Raw genomic sequence first — 16,574 nt, 5'->3', positions numbered from 1 at the left:
GACCTTTCAGGAATGACGTAAGTCATTGATTTCACTGGCGGAGAGGGTGGGATTCGAACCCACGGTACGGGGTTACCGTACGCCTGATTTCGAGTCAGGTACATTCGACCACTCTGCCACCTCTCCGTTTGCCCGGCCAGAGTAGTCAGAGCCAGACAAGCCCGCAATTCTAGCACCAAACGCGGCACTGCTCAAACACCCCTTCCCGCCTGCGGCAGCGCCGAGCGCAGTTCGCCCGAGATGCGTTCGGCGCTCGCCTTGAGCGCCTCGATCTCGGTTTCATGCACCTTGGGCCGCACGGCGCGCGCCCGGCCGGGCACGATGAAGCCGATCGACCCGAGGAAGGCCTGGTCCGGCCCGATCAGCGGCGCGGCGATGGTGTTGATGCCGCTGCGCGGGCCTTCCTCGAAGGCCGATGCCCATCCCCTGATGCGCACCTGGGCGATCACGCGCTGCAGGCGCGCCGGATCCGTGATGGTCTGCGCGGTGTAGCGCCGCAGCGGCGCCTGGACGACATCTTCCAAGAGCGGCGGCGGCCCGAAGGCCAGCGCGACCTTGCCATGCGCCGACGCATGCAGGTCGTGCGGCTTGCCGCGCGCGATGTCGAGCCCGCCCTGCCCGGCATCGGGCACGCTGTCGAGCAGCACCATTTTGTCGTTGACCAGCACGGCGGCCACCACGGTATGGCGGATTTCCCCGTGCAGCGCCGCCATGGCCGGCCGCGCGAATTCCATGAACCTGAAGCGCGGCGGGATCGCCTTGGTCAGGTTGTAGAACACGGTTCCGAGTTCGAACTTGCCGGTCTCCGCGTCCTGGATGACGTAGCCCAGTTCGCGCAGCGTGTGGATGTGCCGGTGCAGGCGCCACTTGCTGATGTCCAGGCTTCTTGCCAGTTCGCTGGCCCCTTGCTGGAACGGAGACGCGGCCAGCGCTTCCAGCACGCGAAGCGTCAGGCCCACCGATTGGATGCCTTGTGTTGCGGACGAATTGTGCATGCTAGGATGAATTGAGACCCAGTGTTGCGGATATCGCAACGATAAGCGCACACCTTGAAAAGCGCAATGACGACAACAGGAGGAGACGATGTTCTGGAGGATTCACGGTACTCTTGCCGCCGCAGTCCTTGGCGGCGTGCTTGCGGCCGGGCCTGCCTTGGCGCAGCAGCCGGCCTACCCTTCGAAGCCGATCACGCTGGTCGTGCCGTATGGCCCTGGCGGCCCGGCCGATACCGCCGCGCGGCTGGTGGCCGACATCGCCGGCCGTTCGCTCGGCCAGCCGGTGGTCATCGAAAACCGCCCCGGCGCCGCCACCAAGGTGGCCGCGGCGCAATTCGTGCGCGCGCCCAAGGACGGCTATACGCTGCTGGAGTGCACCAGCAGTACCTTCCTGACCGCGGCGCTGGCGCGCAACCCGGGATTCGGCGTGCCGGACTTCCTGCCGGTGTCGCTGATCGCGTCGAACCCCTTCGTGCTGAGCGTCACGGCCGAGTTGCCCGTCCGCAGCGCGCCCGAGCTGGTCGCCTACGCGAAGGCCCATCCCGGCAAGCTCAACCTCGGCAGCCTCGGCGCGGGTTCGGTGGAAGAGATCATGGGACTGTGGTTCGCCCATTCCACGGGCATCAGCATCGCGCCCATCGCATACAAGGGCGGCCTGAGCGCGGCGATCCAGGATCTCATCGCCGGCCGCGTTCACCTGATGTTCGACGCGATCGGCAACTCGACCCAGTACTACCGGGCCGGCCGGCTCAGGATCCTGGGCGTGGCCACCGCCGAACGCGTCGATTCGCTGCCGGAAGTGCCGACGCTGGCCGAACAGGGGCTGCCGTTCGTGAACGGATCGTGGCTGGGGATCTGCGCCCCGGCCGGCGTTCCCGCGCCGGTGGCCGAGCGCATCTCGCGCGAGATCGTCGCCGCCGTGCGGTCGGACGAGTACCAGTCCAAGATCCGCGGGCTCGGCTTTCTTCCGGTGTCCTCCGACTCCTCCGCCAGCTTCCTGAAGTTCACCTCGGACTACCTGAAAGACTGGGCCGAGATGACCAGGACGCTCGGCATCACGCTGGAGTAGCGCCATGAACGCACTACGGCTCATCGCATTGTGCTGCATCGCTGCCCTGTCGGCCGCCGCGCAGGCGCAGTATCCGTCCCGCCCCGTGCGGATCGTGGTCGGCTTCCCCGCTGGCGGGCCGATCGACGTCCAGGCGCGCATCATCGGCCAGAAGCTGTCCGAGCGCCTGGGCCAGCCCGTCATCGTCGACAACCGCCCGGGCGCCGACGGCATCATCGCGACGCAGGCCGTGGCCCGCGCCGACCCTGATGGCCATACCCTGCTGCTGGCGTCGATCGGCTTCGCCACCGTGCCGGCGCTGCACGCCAATCTGCCCTACGACCCGGGCAAGGATTTCGCGCCCATCATCTACGCCGCCTCGGGCCCCATGGTGCTGGTGGGCGGGCCGTCGATGCCGGCGAAAGACCTGGCCGGCCTGCTGGAGCTGGCGCGCAGCAAGCCCGGCGCCATCAATTACGGATCGGTGGGCATCGGCAGCTCCAACCACCTGGGCGTAGAACTGCTGGCACGGCGCGCCGGCGTCAAGATGCACCATGTGCCGTACAAGGGCGCTTCGCCCGCGACCACCGACCTGATCGCCGGCCGGCTGGACCTGATGCTCAACCCCGTCAACAACGCCCTGCCCGAGATCCGCAACGGCCGGCTGCGCCCGTTCGCCGTCAGCACGCGGCACAGGGCGCCCACGATGCCGGACGTGCCGGCGATCGCCGAAACCGTGCCGGACTACGACGTGGCGCTGTGGTCCGGCTTCTTCGCGCCCGCCGGCACCCCGGCCGGGGTGGTGGGCCTGCTCAACCGCGAGATCGGCCAAGTGCTGAAGGCGCCCGATCTGCAGCAGACGCTGCGCGCCCAGGGTTTCGAAGTGGTCGGCGGCTCCAGCCAGGCGTTCGGCGCGTTCGCCCGGGACGAACTGCAGCGCTGGGCGGCCCTCGTCGCCGCGGAAGGCATCAAGCTCGAATAACAGGAGAAGCAGATGTTGGAAGGAACCGTTCACGTCAGGACGCCCGATGGCCTGATGGAGACATTCATCGCGACCCCCGGCGGCCCCGGCCCCTTTCCGGTGGTGGTGATGTACCAGAACGTCGGCGGCATGAGCCCGGTATTGCTGCACCTGGCGCGCCGCGTGGCGGCCGAGGGCTACTACTGCGCGCTGCCCGACCTTTACTACCGGCTCGGCAAGATCGTCATCGATCCGGAGAACAAGACGCCGCGCGTGACGGCGCTGCGCAAGCTGGTGCTCGACAGCCTGAGCGACCCGGAAGTCATGGACGATACCGCCGCGCTGCTGCGCCATATCGGGTCCGACCCGGCGGCCCGCCGCGGCCCGGCCGGCTCGGTCGGGTTCTGCATGGGCGGCCGCTTCGTGGTGCAGGCCGGGGCCGCCTTTCCCGAGGTCTTCGTCGCCAACGGCTCGCTGTTCGGCACCCGCATGATGACCGACGCGCCCGACTCGCCGCACAAGCTGCTCGAGCGCCTGCGCGGCGAAGTCTATTTCGGCTTCGCCGAGCACGACTATGCCTTGCCGCTGCCGCAGGCGCAGGCCTTCATCGCGCTGGCCGAAAAGCAATGCGCCGCGCGCTGGGAGGCCGACATCCACGCGGGCGCGCATCACGGATTTTCGTTTCCCGGCCGGCCGGTCTACCAGAAAGCGGCGGCCGAGCGGTCCTGGGAGCGCATCTTCTCGATGTTCCAACGCCAACTCAAGGGGGACGACAAGTGACGACCGACGACATACTGGATTACCTCGAACGGCAGATCGCGCTCAGCGAGCCGTTCCAAGACATCGTCGAGGTCGTGCCGGGCATTTCGATCGACGATTCGTACCGGCTCATGCTGGCGGTGGCGCGGCGCAAATGCGCGAAGGGCGACCGCCTGATCGGCTACAAGGCCGCGTACACCAGCAAGGCGATGCAGCAGGCCAACGGCATGGACGAACCGATCGTCGGCTGCCTGATGCAGTCCGGCCTGGCCGACGAGTCGGCGCCGATCGCGCTCAAGCCGCAGATCCATACCATCGTCGAGCCTGAGATCGCGGTGCTGCTGAAGAAAGACCTGGCCGGCCCCGGGCTGACGTGGCTGGACGTCGCCAACGCGACGGAAGGCGTGTTCCCGGCCATCGAGTATGCGGACTGGTCCATCGGCGGCAAGACGCGCAGCCGCCAGATGGGGATCGCCACGCACAAATCGACCGGCGGCATCGTGGTCGGCGGTCCGCTGTCGTCGCTGTCCGGGCTCGACCTGCGGAGCGAAGGCGCGGCCATCCGGCTGAACGGCCAGCCCAGGGGCTCGGGCACGGGCGTCGAAGTGCTGGGCAACCCGCTGGGCGTGGTGGCCGAAATCGCCAATGTGCTGTCCCGCTTCGACACCGGGCTGGCGGCCGGCATGATCGTCATGACCGGTTCGCTGGTGCAGGCGGTGCCCGTGTCCGCCGGCGACGCCATACAGGTCGATTTCACGCGCCTGGGCAGCGTGAACGTCCGTTTCGCCTGAAGGAGGCAAGCCGATGAATCCAGACGACCCGCTGGTCGATTGGCTCGACGCGCAATTGTCGGGCCAGTCGCCATGGCGCGACATCCTCGATCTTCATCCGGCCTTCGGCGAGCGCGATGCCTACCGCTTGCGGACGGCGCTGGTGCGCAGGCGCTGCGCGGGCGGCGACCGGCTGGCCGGCTACAAGGTGGCGGGCTCCAACCTGGCCGTGCGCAAGGAAGAACATGTGGAAGGGCCTATCGTCGGCTGCGTGATGGCATCCTGCGTCCAGGACGAACAGGCGGAGGTCGCCTATACGGCCGCGCGCATGGCGATCGAGGCGGAAATCGCCGTCCTGCTGAAGCGCGACCTGCAAGGCCCCGGCCTGACGCTGCTGGATGCGTGGTCGGCGGTGGAAGCGGTGTTTCCGGCGTTCGAGGTGCTCGCCTTCAGGGACGGCCCGCGGCCGAGCCACCAGGCGCGGATCCTGGCGAGCAATTTCAACGGCCGCTACGTGTTCGGCGGGCCGCTGCGCGCGCCGCATGGACTGGACCTGCGCGCCGAGGGCGTGTCGGTGTCCGTGAACGGACGCCCGGTGGCGTCGGGCACCGGCACGGAAGTGCTGGGCAATCCGCTGGCCGCGCTGGCGCTGGTGGCAAACACGATGGCCAGCTACGGCGAGGCGCTGCGGGCCGGCATGATCGTCATGAGCGGGTCGCTCACGCCCAACGTGCCCGTCGCGCCCGGCGATCGGGTCGATGCCGGTTTTTCGCGGCTGGGGCGGATCGGCGTGCGGTTCGGCGCCCGTCTCTAGGCGCCATCCGGCCCCATGCGGCAGGCCGCGGCGCAAGCGCCCGCCGCGCCTGCCGCGCCTGCCGCGCCGCGCCAATGGAACGCTTCCTGCTTGCCCCAGCCCCGGAAGTGTCACTATGGAGAGCGGCCATGTTCGACCCGACCACCACCCCCACCGAGTTCTCCCACGTCAAGCCAGGCGATACCCAGTTCAAAGGCGGCGGCCTGCGCGATTTTTTCATCTACCGCGATCTCGGCATCGCCGCGGCCACCCACGGCAAGGTCATCGCGCACCTCGTCAGAGCGAACATCGCACCGGAACGAGGCACCGGGTGGCACCGCCATGGCGCGGATTTCCACATCGTCTACATGCTCAAGGGCTGGGCGAAATTCATGTACGAAGACCAGGAGACCCTGGTGTCCGCCGGCGACTGCGTGCACCAGCGGCCGGGCATCGCCCACTTCCTGTTCGACTATTCGCCCGACATGGAATACCTGGAGATCGTCGGCCCGGCGGACTTCTCCACGATCGAGGTGCCCGGCCCGTGTGCAGTGCCGGCGCCCGGCACCTGGGATTCCGCGCCCGCCCTGCAGCAGGCCTGAGGCCCGGGCCTAGAACTCCATGTCCAGTTCGTCGATGTCGTCGGGCTCGGCCCGCGCGGCATCGACCCACTCGATCATCGCCGGCATGGCCATGATGGTGGCGCAATAGGCGGTGCAGATGCGGCTCAGCTTCACGTCGTAGGTCAGGAAACGGGTGGCGACCGGCGCGTACATGGCGTCGGCGATGCAGGGTTTGTCGCCGAACAGGTACGGACCGCCGTAGACCGCCAGGCATTCTTCCCAGATGGCGGCGATGCGTTCGATGTCGGCGCGGGCGCGTTCCCAGATCTTGAAGTTGGGAAAATGGCCCTTGATGTTCATCGGCAGCGCCGAGCGCAGCGACGCGAACCCAGAGTGCATTTCGCCGCAGATCGCCCGGCAGTGGGCGCGCGCGGCGCGGCTGGCCGGCAGCAGGCCGGCCTCGGGCCGGACCTCGTTCAGGTATTCGCCGATCGCCAGCGTGTCCCAGACGGTGACGCCGTCGTGGCTCAGGGCCGGCACGCGCACGGACGGCGCCAGCAGCAGGATCTCGGCCCGCATGGCGGGGTCGTCGGGCGGGATGATTTTTTCGTCGAACGGCAGGCCGGCCAGCTTGGCCATCAGCCAGCCGCGCAATGACCACGACGAATAGTTCTTGCTCGTAATCGTCAGCGTTGCCTGCGCCATCAGCGTCTCCGTGCTCCGTCCTGCCGTGCGCAGGTTGGCGAGCAATTGCCGTGCCAACGCGGCTGGCCCGCTATTTGCAAGACCCCGGAAGTCCACGTGAGGACGGAGAGGGACGCAATGCTCTATCAGGCCTACCAGACCCATTCGGACCTGATCGCGCCGTGGCGCGAAATGGCCCGCCAGGTGAGCCTGGCGCTCAGCTACCCGCAATGGCACCGGCACCAGCCGGTGCGCAGCGTGAGCGCGGCCTGCGACGTGCTGTGCCACGCGGCGCTGACGCACGGGCGGCCGACGTTCGGCATCCATACCGTGGAGTCGGGCGGGGCCGTCCTGGAAGTGGTGGAGGAAGCCGTGCAGCGGCTGCCGTTCGGCACCCTGCTGCACATGGCCAAGCCGCAGGCGCCGGCGCAGCCGAAGGTGCTGATCGTGGCGCCGATGTCGGGCCATTTCGCGACGCTGCTGCGCGAGACCGCCCGCACCATGCTGGCCGACCACGACGTCTACATCACCGACTGGCACAACGCGCGCGACGTGCCGCTGGCCGACGGCCGCTTCGGGATGGACGAATACGTGGACCACCTGATCGCCTTCATGGAAACCATCGGGCCGGGCGGCCACATGCTGGCGATCTGCCAGCCCTGCGTGGCGGCGCTGTCGGCGGCGGCGGTGATGGCCGAGGACGGCAACCAGGCGCAGCCGCGCAGCCTGACGCTGATGGCCGGCCCGATCGACTGCCGGGTCAATCCCACCACCGTCAACAAGCTGGCCCGCAGCAAGCCGATCTCGTGGTTCGCCGACAACCTGATCGCCACCGTGCCGTGGCGCCATGCCGGCGCGGGCAGGCGCGTCTACCCGGGTTTCCTGCAGCTGACCGCCTTCATGAACATGAACCTGGAGCGGCACGTCAGCTCCTTCGTCGGCATGTACAACAATCTGGTGGCCGGCGAGTTGGAAAAGGCCGAGGCCACGCGAGCATTCTATGCGGAATATTTCGCGGTGCTGGACCTGACCGAGGAGTTCTACCTGGAAACCGTGCAGCGGGTATTCCAGGACTACGATCTGGCGCTGGGCCGGCTGACCTGGCACGGCCGGCCGGTGGACCCGGCCGCCATTCGCCGTACCGCGCTGCTGACGGTGGAAGGCGAACGCGACGACATCTGCGCGATCGGGCAGACGGTGGCCGCGCACGAGCTGTGCAGCGGACTGCGGCCCTATATGAAATCCCATCACGTGCAGACCGGGGTGGGCCATTACGGGGTATTCAGCGGCCGCAAGTGGAACCAGCAGATCTATCCGATCGTGCGCGACATGATCCACACTGTGCAGCCATAATAAAAGGGCCTTATGAGCCCCGGATAAATATTTATTTGAAAGCCATACCTCAAGTCGTCACCATGAAAAAAACAGGAGACGACATGAAGATGGATGAATTCCCCCGCATCCCGGCCGAACGGGTCCACGAACAAATCCTATCCATCCTCCTCGCGTGGGGAATGCGGGACGACCTGGCGCAGACCAGCGCCCGCGTCATGGTCGACACCGATCTGTCGGGCGTGGATTCCCATGGGCTGTCGATGCTCATGGACTACAACAAGTCCCGGCTGGCGGGGAAGCTGAACCTGGCCGCGCGGCCGCACGTCGTGCGCGATCGCGGGGTCACGGCGCTGGTCGACGCCGATGCCGGCCTGGGCCACGCCGCGGCCGTGATGGGCATGGAACTCGCCATCGAAAAAGCCAAGGAGCACGGCGTCGGGATGGTCCTGGTCCGCAACTCCCATCACTTCGGCGCCGCAGGCCACTACGTGCGGCTGGCGGCGGCGCAAGGCCTGATCGGCCTTTGCATGAGTTCCACGCGTACCATCAATACGGTGCCGACCCGGGGGCGCACGGCCGTGCTCGGCACCAATCCGCTGGCGTTCGCGGCGCCGGCGCGCGCGAACGGGCCTTTCGTGCTCGACATGGCAACGAGCAGCGCCGCATCGAACAAGGTCAAGGTGTACGAACTACGCGGCAAGCCTATCCCGGCCGGCTGGGTGGTGGACGAGCATGCGCAGACGGTCACGGACGCCAGCCGCGCCATGGAGATCCTGTTCACCCGGCCCAAGCACATCGGCGGCGGGCTCACCCCGTTGGGAAGCTCGATCGAAACGTCCAGCCACAAGGGCTATGGCCTTTCCATGATGGTGCATATCCTGGCGGGCACCTTGTCCGGGGCTTCCTTTTCCCCGGTCCGGGTCCGGACGCAACGGCCGGAGGATCCCGATAACCTGGGGCACTTCTTCTGCGCGGTGGATCCGTCCGCGTTCCGCGAAGAGGACGAGTTCCTCGCCGACATGGACACGGTTATCGATACCCTGCGCGGCAGCCCCGCCGCGGATCCCGAACTGCCGGTTCTCGTTCCGGGCGACCCCGAGGCCGCTTCGCGGGAGCAGCGGGCGCGCCTCGGCATCCCGGTTCCGCCCTCCCTGATCGAAAAAATCCGTGCCGTCAGCGAGCAGGCGGGCGTTCCCTTTCTCCTGACTCCAGCACAAGCATAAGCAAACGAGGAGCGCGTCATGCGCCGATTCACGCGTATCGCCTTATATGCGGTCTATGCGGCCGGCTGTCTTTCCCTTGCACCAGCCGCCGTGGCGGCCGACGCATGGCCCGGACGGCCGATCCGGCTGGTGGTCCCGTTCGCGCCGGGCGGCGGCGTCGACAACGTCGCCCGGGCGCTGGCCGCCAGGCTCACCACCGGCCTGGGCCAGTCGGTCGTCGTCGAGAACCGGATCGGCGCCGGCGGGATGATCGGCACGGATTATGTGGCGAAGGCCGACCCGGATGGATACACGCTGCTGATGGGAACGCAGACGTCGCTGGCGGTCGCGCCCATCCTGACGCCCTCCGTCCCGATCGACCCGAGGAAGGCGTTCGCCGGCGCCGGACTGGTCGCCTCGTCGCCGCTGCTGCTGGTGTCCAACCCGGGATTCGCGCCACGCGACGTCCAGCAGCTGATCGCGCTGGCGAAGCAGAAGCCCGGCGAGGTGAATTACGGCTCGGGGGGCATCGGCACGACACCGCATATGGCGGGCGAACTCTTGTCCCTGAGCGCGGGCATCCGGATGACCCACGTCGCCTACAAGGGCGAGCAGCCGGCCCTGACCGACGTGGCCGGAAACCAGATCCCGCTGATGTTCAGCAACCTGGTCGCCGCGCTGCCGCTGGTCCAGTCGGGAAAGCTGCGGGCCCTCGCGATATCGACGCTCCAACGGTCGCCGGCGCTGCCCGACGTGCCGACCGTTGCCGAATCCGGAGTGAAAGGATTCGACGCCGCCACCTGGTTCGGCGTCGTGGCGCCCAAGGCAACGCCGCGGGCGGTCGTGCAGCGGCTCGGCCGGGAGATCGATGCGGCCCTGAAAGACCCGGCGCTTCGCCGGACCCTGGAATCGCAGGGGCTTGCCGTGCAATGGAAAGACCCGGGCGAATTCGATGCCTACATCGCCGGGGAGTACGAGAAATGGCAGCGCGTCATCCGCGAAGCGAAGATCAGCACGCAGTGAAGGCCGCGCAATGCCAACGGCGGCCCCGCGCGGCGGCCGCTATTTGCTGATCTTGCGGTAGACCGTCAGGCCCAGCAGCAGGAACACCACGAACAGGATCACCGCGATGAAGAACAGGAACTTGGCGATGGCCGCCGAACCTGCGGCGATGCCGGTGAATCCGAACAGGCCGGCGATGATCGAGATCACGAAGAAGATCAGTGCCCATTTCAGCATGGTGGACTCCTCGGGGACGATAGCTGTCCACGCTAGCATGCCGGCGGCGAGAGGCCGGCGCCGGAATGTTACGGAATCAGTCGGTCGGCGCCGCCCATGTAGGGCCGCAGCGCATCGGGCACGACCACGCTGCCGTCGGCCTGCTGGTAGTTTTCCAGCACGGCCACCAGCGCGCGGCCAACGGCCAGGCCGGAGCCGTTGAGCGTGTGCAGCAGTTCCGGCTTGCCCTGGGCGTTGCGGAAACGGGCCTGCAGCCGGCGCGCCTGGAAGGCCTCACAGTTCGACACCGAGGAAATCTCGCGATACGTGTTCTGCCCCGGCAGCCAGACCTCCAGGTCGTAGGTCTTGGCGGCGCCGAAGCCCATGTCGCCGGTGCACAGCAGCACGACGCGGTACGGCAGCTCCAGGCGGCGCAGCACGTGCTCGGCATGGCCCACCATCTGTTCCAGCGCGTCGTAAGAAGCGTCCGGGTGGACGATCTGCACCATTTCCACCTTGTCGAACTGGTGCTGGCGGATCATGCCGCGCGTGTCGCGGCCGCTGCTGCCGGCCTCGGAGCGGAAGCACGGCGTGTGGGCGGTGAGCTTGATCGGCAGCGCCGCGGCGTCGACGATCTCGCCGCGCACAGTATTGGTGAGCGTGATTTCCGAGGTGGAGATCAGGTAGAGGTCTTCGCGCGGCACCGGGTTGCCGTTTTCGTCGACCGACTCGCCGCCCTTGGTGACCCAGAACATGTCGTCCCTGAACTTGGGCAGCTGGCCGGTGCCGAGCAAGGTGGCGGTGTTGACGATGTAGGGGGTGTAGCACTCGGTGTAGCCGTGCTCGCCGGTCTGCAGGTCGAGCATGAACTGGGCCAGCGCGCGGTGCAGCCGGGCAATGGGGCCGCGCATCATCGCAAAGCGCGCGCCCGACAGCTTGACCGCGGTTTCGAAATCCAGGCCGAGCGGCTCGCCCAGCGCCACGTGGTCGCGCGGCGGGAACGGCAGCGCCACCGGCTCGGTGCCGGCCGGGCTCCAGCGGCGCACCTCGACGTTGTCGTCGCTGTCCTTGCCGGCGGGCACGCTGGCGTGCGGCAGGTTGGGCACCGCCAGCAACAGCTCCTGCATGGCGCGCTGCACGGTGGCGAGCTCTTCTTCCAGCAGCTTGAGCCGGGCCGGGATGCCCTGCGACTCGGCCATCACGGCAGAGGCGTCCTCGCCCTTGGACTTGAGCGCGCCGATCTGCTTGGCCAGCGCATTGCGGCGGGCCTGCAGGGTTTCGGTTTCGGTTTGCAGCGATTTGCGGCGCGCTTCCAGCTCGTTGAAGCGGGCCAGGTCGAGCGTGAAGCCGCGATCCTGGAGACGGGTGGCGACGGACTGGATGTCTTTGCGCAGCAGGGCGATGTCGAGCATGATGTGGACGGAGTCAGGAGGACGCCGGCGCGAACGGCGGCCGGGCGCCCATTGTAGCCCGCCTACTCCTCGTCTTTCTGCCGGTCCAGTCCGCGCAGGAATTCCAGTTTCTGCCGGATCTTGGCCTCCAGCCCGCGGTCGGTGGGCTGATAGAACCGGGCCTGCATCCCGTCCGGGAAGTAGGTTTCGCCGGCCGCGTAGGCGTGCGGCTCGTCGTGCGCGTAGCGGTAGGCCTTGCCGTGGCCGAGCTGTTTCATCAGCTTGGTGGGCGCGTTGCGCAGGTGGATGGGCACCGGCGCGCTGCCGTTCTGTTCGGCGAAGCGGCGCGCGGCGTTGTAGGCCATGTAGACGGCGTTGGACTTGGCGGCGCAGGCCAGGTAGACCACGGCCTGGGCCAGCGCCAGTTCGCCTTCGGGCGAACCTAGCCGTTCGTAGACGTCGGCGCCGGCCTGGGCAATGTCCAGCGCGCGCGGGTCGGCCAGGCCGATGTCTTCGATCGCCATCCGCACGATGCGGCGCGCCAGGTAGCGCGGGTCGGCGCCGCCGTCGAGCATGCGGCAGAACCAGTACAGCGAGGCGTCGGGATCGGAGCCGCGCACCGATTTGTGCAGGGCGCTGATCTGGTCGTAGAAGGCGTCGCCGCCCTTGTCGAAGCGGCGCAGGTTCTGCGACAGCGCGGTTTCCAGCCAGGCCGGGTCGACCGTGTCGCGGCCGGCGCCGCGGGCCGAATCGGCCACCACCTCGACGGCGTTGATGACCCGCCGCGCGTCGCCGTCGGCCCAGGCGGCCAGCTGGGCCTGGGCGTCGTCGTCGAACCGGATGTCGCCGATCAGCGCCAGCGCGCGCGAGATCAGTTCGCGCAGTTCGTCGGTGCTCAGGGCCTGCAGCACATACACGCGGGCGCGCGACAGCAGCGCGGAGTTGACCTCGAACGACGGGTTTTCGGTGGTGGCGCCGATGAAAGTGAACAGGCCGCTTTCCACATAGGGCAGGAAGGCGTCCTGCTGGGCTTTGTTGAAGCGGTGGACTTCGTCGACGAACAGGATGGTGCGCCGGCCCTTGAGCTGCGCCGCCTGGGCCGCGACGACGGCGTCGCGGATGTCCTTGACGCCGCCCAGCACGGCCGAGATGGCGATGAACTGGGCGTCGAAGGCGTTGGCCATCAGCCGCGCCAGCGTGGTCTTGCCGACGCCGGGCGGGCCCCAGAAGATCATCGAATGCGGCCGGCCCGACTGGAAGGCCACGCGCAGCGGCTTGCCCGGCCCCAGCAGGTGCGCCTGGCCGACCACGTCGTCGATGGTGCGCGGGCGCAGCCGCTCGGCCAGCGGCACCAGCGCCGGATCGACCGCGGCGCCCTGCTGCGCAGGCACCTGGGCATCGGGGAACAGGTCGCCGGGACCGGGCCGGGGCATGGCGCGGGCCTCGTCAGCGGCCGGCCGGGGCCTCGGCGCCCATCCGCACCACGTCGACGCCCTTGGGCGGCGTGAAGCGGAAGGCGTCGGCGGCCAACTGCGGGTTGCGGGTCACGCCCGAGAAGCTGACCTGGGTCACCTGGCCGAACGAGTCCTGCAGTTCCAGCCGCGCCGGCAGGCCGTCCTTGAAGGCGATGTCGACCCGCGCGAAGCCGGCGTCGGGCGACTTGGGCGTGGCGCGCAGCCAGTCCAGGCCGTCGCGCCCGGGCTGATCGGCCAGGTCGAACGATTGGTCCAGCGAGCCGGAGCCGAACAGGATCTGCGCCGGCGACGAGCCGATGGCCGAACCGACGTCGCGCACGGTGACCTGGCTCAGGTCGGGGTCGTACTGGAACAGTTGCTTGCCGTCGGAGACGACCAGCTGTTCGAACGGCTTGGAAACCTGCCAGCGGAACTTGCCGGGCCGCTGGAACGAGAAGGTGCCGGTCTGCAACGCGGATGTACCGCTGTTGGGGCCGCGCGTGGATTGCGAGAAGCTGCCCGAGGCCGACTGCGTGCCGGCGACGAAGGCGTTCAACTGCTCGCGGGCGCTGGCCGCCCAGGCGCCGGCGGGCAGCGCGGCGGCCAGCGCCAGCGCTGCGGCGCCGATCCGGCGGCGCAGGCTCGTGCCGGTACGGACGAACCTGCCGGCGAGAACGGACGAAGTGATATCAGTCATAAACGTTTCCCATGATGCTGCGTACCTCCACAGCCACCGCCCTCCCCAGGATGTCCCTGGGAGCGCGCGAAGCGCGTAGCGGGGTCACTCCTCTCGGGCAGCGGCGGGGACCAGGATCTCGCGATTGCCGTTGGACTGCATGGACGAGACCATGCCGGCGATCTCCATCTGTTCGAGCAGGCGGGCGGCGCGGTTGTAGCCGATGCGCAGGTGGCGCTGCACCAGCGAAATCGACGCGCGGCGGTGCTTGAGCACGACCTCGACCGCCTGGTCGTACATCGGGTCGGATTCGGCGTCGGCCATGCCGGTCACGCTGCCCAGGCCGTCGCCCGTCTCGCCTTCGGCGGCGCCTTCCAGGATGCCGTCTTCATAGTTGGGCTCGCCCTGGGCCTTCAGGTATTCGACCACCCGATGCACTTCGTCGTCGGTCACGAAGGCGCCATGCACGCGCGTGGGCAGGCCGGAGCCCGGCGGCATGTAGAGCATGTCGCCCTGCCCCAGCAGCGCCTCGGCGCCCATCTGGTCGAGGATGGTGCGCGAATCGATCTTGGAGGAAACCTGGAACGAGATCCGGGTCGGGATGTTGGCCTTGATCAGGCCGGTGATGACGTCGACGCTGGGCCGCTGGGTGGCCAGGATCAGGTGGATGCCGGCCGCGCGGGCTTTCTGCGCCAGCCGCGCGATCAGCTCTTCGATCTTCTTGCCGACCACCATCATCAGGTCGGCCAGTTCGTCGATCACCACCACCACCATCGGCAGCGGGTGCAGCGGCTCGGGCGCGTCGGGGGTGAGCGAGAACGGATTGGGAATGGGCTCCTCGCGCTTGGCGGCGTCCTGGATCTTGGCGTTGTAGCCGCCCAGGTTGCGCACGCCCAGCTTGCTCATCAGCCGGTAGCGCTTGTCCATCTCGGCCACGCACCAGTTCAGCGCGTTGGCGGCCTGGCGCATGTCGGTCACCACCGGCGCAAGCAGGTGCGGGATGCCCTCGTAGACGCTCATTTCGAGCATCTTCGGGTCGATCAGGATCAGCCGCACCTGGCTCGGGTCGGCCTTGTACAGCAGCGACAGGATCATCGCGTTGATGCCGACCGACTTGCCGGACCCGGTGGTGCCGGCCACCAGCAGGTGGGGCATCTTGGCCAGGTCGGCCACCACCGGCTTGCCGGCGATGTCCTTGCCCAGCGCCATGGTCAGCACCGAGCCGCTGCTGTGGTAGACCTGCGAGCCGAGGATTTCCGACAGCTTGACGGTTTGCCGCCGCAGGTTGGGCAATTCCAGCCCCATCAGGTTCTTGCCGGGGATGGTTTCGACCACGCGGATGCTGACCAGGCTCAGCGCCCGGGCCAGGTCCTTGGCCAGGTTGACGATCTGGCTGCCCTTGACGCCCACCGCCGGCTCGATCTCGTAGCGGGTGACGACCGGACCCGGCTGGGCCGTGACCACCGACACCTGCACGCCGAAGTCGGCCAGCTTCTTTTCGATCAGGCGCGAGGTGAATTCCAGCGTTTCGGCCGGCACCGATTCCTGGCTGGCCGGCGGCGGGTCGAGCAGGCTGAGGGCGGGCGGCGCGCCTTCGGCGAATTCGACGAACAGGGTCTGCTGCTTTTCCTTTTCGACCCGGTCGGACTTGGGCACGACGGTGACGGCCGGCTCGATCCGCACCGGCTGTTCGTGCACCAGTTTTTCCTGCTTGGCGACCACCACCTCGGCCCGCGCCTGCTGCGCGACCTCGCCGGCGCGGCGGTCTTCGCGCGCCTGGATGGTGTCGCGCACGCGGCGCACCGCCCATTCGAGCGACAGCCCGACCCGTTCGGCCACCACCAGCCACGAGAAATTGAAGAACAGGCTGGCGCCCACCGCGAACAGCACCAGCAGCAGCAGCGTGCCGCCGGTGAAGCCGAAGGTGGCCGCGAAATAGCGCGCGATGGCATCGCCGATCATGCCGCCGCCGCCATGCGGCAGGCCTTCGCCGAAGGCCTGCCGCAGGCGCAGGGCTTCCAGGCCAACCGAGCCGATCAGCAGCGCGGCAAAGCCGATGCCCTGCTCCCAGTGGACGCGGGCGTGCTCTTCTTCCGGCTGGGCGCGCAGCAATTGGCTGGCCAGCCGCAGATAGCTGGCGTAGACCCGCTGCAGCAGCAGCACCACCAGCCACCAGGCGGAGGCGCCCAGCAGGAACAGCGCCAGGTCGGCCACCCAGGCGCCGAAGCGGCCGCCGCTGTTGTGGATGTGGTCGGACTGCACGGCGTGCGACCAGCCCGGGTCGGCAGAGTTGTAGGTGGCCAGCACCAGCGTGAGGTAGACGGCCAGGCCGGCGAACAGGATCCAGCGGGCTTCGCGGAACAGGCGCGACAGGCGCCCTGGCAGGGCCCCGGAGGCCTGGGCGGCGCTGGAGTTGCGGGTATTTCCTAGGGAAGCGGTACGGGCCATGGACAGGATTATAAAGGGGCGCCTTCCTGGAAAGCGCGGCGCGCCCATCGTAACAGCGGCCCGCGGGGCGGCGGTGCAACAAGACATTACGGGCGCCGGCTGCGTCGTCTTCCGCAGGCGGCCGCGACCGCCCCATGGCAGGCCGGCACCTTGCGGCCCCCGCCGCCGCCCCCATCTATTGGATGCCGGTCCGCGCGGACTCCTATAATCGCCAGATTCCCATCACGCCCCCGGCGTCCCGCCCCGCCTTCGCGCGCCCGGCGGGGCCCGGCGGCCC

Annotated in this window: 16 protein-coding genes and 1 tRNA gene; 9 read left to right on the top strand and 8 right to left on the bottom strand. The window is 68.3% G+C overall.

Annotation, left to right across the window (positions count from 1 at the left end; all coding sequences use genetic code 11):
- Positions 1-35 precede the first annotated feature (35 nt).
- Positions 36-126, bottom strand: a tRNA-Ser gene (locus ABD927_RS15660).
- A gap of 65 nt (positions 127-191) precedes the next feature.
- On the bottom strand, positions 192-995 hold the full coding sequence (locus ABD927_RS15655) for an IclR family transcriptional regulator (RefSeq protein WP_345250767.1): 804 nt from the start codon (positions 993-995) through the stop codon (positions 192-194).
- Positions 996-1,083: 88 nt separating this feature from the next.
- Between ABD927_RS15655 and ABD927_RS15650 the strand changes: the two genes are divergently transcribed.
- The 6 genes from ABD927_RS15650 (at position 1,084) to ABD927_RS15625 (ending at position 5,928) form a co-directional block, all read left to right on the top strand.
- The gene (locus tag ABD927_RS15650) at positions 1,084-2,064 is read left to right on the top strand and encodes a Bug family tripartite tricarboxylate transporter substrate binding protein (RefSeq protein ID WP_345250766.1); all 981 of its coding nucleotides are present in this window, start codon (positions 1,084-1,086) and stop codon (positions 2,062-2,064) included.
- 4 nt (positions 2,065-2,068) lie between these two features.
- Positions 2,069-3,025: a tripartite tricarboxylate transporter substrate binding protein gene (locus tag ABD927_RS15645; protein WP_345250765.1), complete on the top strand. Its 957-nt coding sequence runs from the start codon at positions 2,069-2,071 to the stop codon at positions 3,023-3,025.
- Between the two features lie 12 nt (positions 3,026-3,037).
- Positions 3,038-3,784, top strand: coding sequence for a dienelactone hydrolase family protein (locus ABD927_RS15640; protein ID WP_345250764.1), 747 nt, complete (start codon positions 3,038-3,040; stop codon positions 3,782-3,784).
- On the top strand, positions 3,781-4,554 hold the full coding sequence (locus tag ABD927_RS15635; protein ID WP_345250763.1) for a 2-keto-4-pentenoate hydratase: 774 nt from the start codon (positions 3,781-3,783) through the stop codon (positions 4,552-4,554). The genes ABD927_RS15640 and ABD927_RS15635 overlap by 4 nt, the downstream gene beginning before the upstream one ends.
- Before the next feature lie 13 nt (positions 4,555-4,567).
- Positions 4,568-5,347: a 2-keto-4-pentenoate hydratase gene (locus ABD927_RS15630; protein ID WP_345250762.1), complete on the top strand. Its 780-nt coding sequence runs from the start codon at positions 4,568-4,570 to the stop codon at positions 5,345-5,347.
- Positions 5,348-5,475: 128 nt separating this feature from the next.
- Positions 5,476-5,928 (top strand): cupin domain-containing protein, encoded by a 453-nt coding sequence (locus ABD927_RS15625; protein WP_345250761.1) that lies wholly within the window; start codon positions 5,476-5,478, stop codon positions 5,926-5,928.
- 9 nt (positions 5,929-5,937) lie between these two features.
- Here the strand turns inward: ABD927_RS15625 and ABD927_RS15620 are convergent, their stop codons facing one another.
- Positions 5,938-6,594, bottom strand: coding sequence for a glutathione S-transferase family protein (locus ABD927_RS15620; protein ID WP_345250760.1), 657 nt, complete (start codon positions 6,592-6,594; stop codon positions 5,938-5,940).
- A gap of 117 nt (positions 6,595-6,711) precedes the next feature.
- On the opposite strand from ABD927_RS15620, the gene ABD927_RS15615 reads away from it, so the two are divergent.
- From ABD927_RS15615 to ABD927_RS15605, 3 genes are all read left to right on the top strand, one after another.
- Positions 6,712-7,926, top strand: a complete 1,215-nt coding sequence (locus ABD927_RS15615) for a polyhydroxyalkanoate depolymerase (RefSeq protein ID WP_345250759.1) — start codon at positions 6,712-6,714, stop codon at positions 7,924-7,926.
- Positions 7,927-8,015: 89 nt separating this feature from the next.
- Positions 8,016-9,131: an Ldh family oxidoreductase gene (locus tag ABD927_RS15610; RefSeq protein WP_425570271.1), complete on the top strand. Its 1,116-nt coding sequence runs from the start codon at positions 8,016-8,018 to the stop codon at positions 9,129-9,131.
- Between the two features lie 18 nt (positions 9,132-9,149).
- Positions 9,150-10,133, top strand: a complete 984-nt coding sequence (locus ABD927_RS15605) for a tripartite tricarboxylate transporter substrate binding protein (protein WP_345250757.1) — start codon at positions 9,150-9,152, stop codon at positions 10,131-10,133.
- Positions 10,134-10,172: 39 nt separating this feature from the next.
- Here ABD927_RS15605 and ABD927_RS15600 read toward each other — a convergent pair whose 3' ends face one another.
- From ABD927_RS15600 to ABD927_RS15580, 5 genes are all read right to left on the bottom strand, one after another.
- Positions 10,173-10,349 (bottom strand): DUF1328 domain-containing protein, encoded by a 177-nt coding sequence (locus ABD927_RS15600; RefSeq protein ID WP_345250756.1) that lies wholly within the window; start codon positions 10,347-10,349, stop codon positions 10,173-10,175.
- Between the two features lie 68 nt (positions 10,350-10,417).
- On the bottom strand, positions 10,418-11,740 hold the full coding sequence (serS, locus tag ABD927_RS15595; protein ID WP_345250755.1) for a serine--tRNA ligase: 1,323 nt from the start codon (positions 11,738-11,740) through the stop codon (positions 10,418-10,420).
- A gap of 62 nt (positions 11,741-11,802) precedes the next feature.
- A complete protein-coding gene (locus tag ABD927_RS15590; protein WP_345250754.1) occupies positions 11,803-13,152 on the bottom strand; it encodes a replication-associated recombination protein A in 1,350 nt (449 codons plus the stop codon).
- Between the two features lie 13 nt (positions 13,153-13,165).
- On the bottom strand, positions 13,166-13,870 hold the full coding sequence (gene lolA, locus ABD927_RS15585; RefSeq protein WP_345250753.1) for an outer membrane lipoprotein chaperone LolA: 705 nt from the start codon (positions 13,868-13,870) through the stop codon (positions 13,166-13,168).
- An 84-nt stretch (positions 13,871-13,954) separates the two neighbouring features.
- Positions 13,955-16,297: a DNA translocase FtsK gene (locus tag ABD927_RS15580; protein ID WP_345250752.1), complete on the bottom strand. Its 2,343-nt coding sequence runs from the start codon at positions 16,295-16,297 to the stop codon at positions 13,955-13,957.
- Positions 16,298-16,574 lie beyond the last annotated feature (277 nt).

This window comes from Pigmentiphaga soli, from assembly GCF_039541095.1.
Taxonomy (GTDB): domain Bacteria; phylum Pseudomonadota; class Gammaproteobacteria; order Burkholderiales; family Burkholderiaceae_B; genus Pigmentiphaga; species Pigmentiphaga soli.
This window is presented reverse-complemented; position numbering and strand designations above follow the sequence as displayed.

What these genes read in the sequence shown, in the direction of transcription:
- ABD927_RS15655 (WP_345250767.1), bottom strand. Translation starts at nt 995, where the DNA reads ATGCACAATTCGTCCGCAACACAAGGCATCCAATCGGTGGGCCTGACG.
- ABD927_RS15650 (WP_345250766.1), top strand. Translation starts at nt 1,084, where the DNA reads ATGTTCTGGAGGATTCACGGTACTCTTGCCGCCGCAGTCCTTGGCGGC.
- ABD927_RS15645 (WP_345250765.1), top strand. Translation starts at nt 2,069, where the DNA reads ATGAACGCACTACGGCTCATCGCATTGTGCTGCATCGCTGCCCTGTCG.
- ABD927_RS15640 (WP_345250764.1), top strand. Translation starts at nt 3,038, where the DNA reads ATGTTGGAAGGAACCGTTCACGTCAGGACGCCCGATGGCCTGATGGAG.
- ABD927_RS15630 (WP_345250762.1), top strand. Translation starts at nt 4,568, where the DNA reads ATGAATCCAGACGACCCGCTGGTCGATTGGCTCGACGCGCAATTGTCG.
- ABD927_RS15625 (WP_345250761.1), top strand. Translation starts at nt 5,476, where the DNA reads ATGTTCGACCCGACCACCACCCCCACCGAGTTCTCCCACGTCAAGCCA.
- ABD927_RS15620 (WP_345250760.1), bottom strand. Translation starts at nt 6,594, where the DNA reads ATGGCGCAGGCAACGCTGACGATTACGAGCAAGAACTATTCGTCGTGG.
- ABD927_RS15615 (WP_345250759.1), top strand. Translation starts at nt 6,712, where the DNA reads ATGCTCTATCAGGCCTACCAGACCCATTCGGACCTGATCGCGCCGTGG.
- ABD927_RS15610 (WP_425570271.1), top strand. Translation starts at nt 8,016, where the DNA reads ATGGATGAATTCCCCCGCATCCCGGCCGAACGGGTCCACGAACAAATC.
- ABD927_RS15605 (WP_345250757.1), top strand. Translation starts at nt 9,150, where the DNA reads ATGCGCCGATTCACGCGTATCGCCTTATATGCGGTCTATGCGGCCGGC.
- ABD927_RS15600 (WP_345250756.1), bottom strand. Translation starts at nt 10,349, where the DNA reads ATGCTGAAATGGGCACTGATCTTCTTCGTGATCTCGATCATCGCCGGC.
- serS (WP_345250755.1), bottom strand. Translation starts at nt 11,740, where the DNA reads ATGCTCGACATCGCCCTGCTGCGCAAAGACATCCAGTCCGTCGCCACC.
- ABD927_RS15590 (WP_345250754.1), bottom strand. Translation starts at nt 13,152, where the DNA reads ATGCCCCGGCCCGGTCCCGGCGACCTGTTCCCCGATGCCCAGGTGCCT.
- lolA (WP_345250753.1), bottom strand. Translation starts at nt 13,870, where the DNA reads ATGACTGATATCACTTCGTCCGTTCTCGCCGGCAGGTTCGTCCGTACC.
- ABD927_RS15580 (WP_345250752.1), bottom strand. Translation starts at nt 16,297, where the DNA reads ATGGCCCGTACCGCTTCCCTAGGAAATACCCGCAACTCCAGCGCCGCC.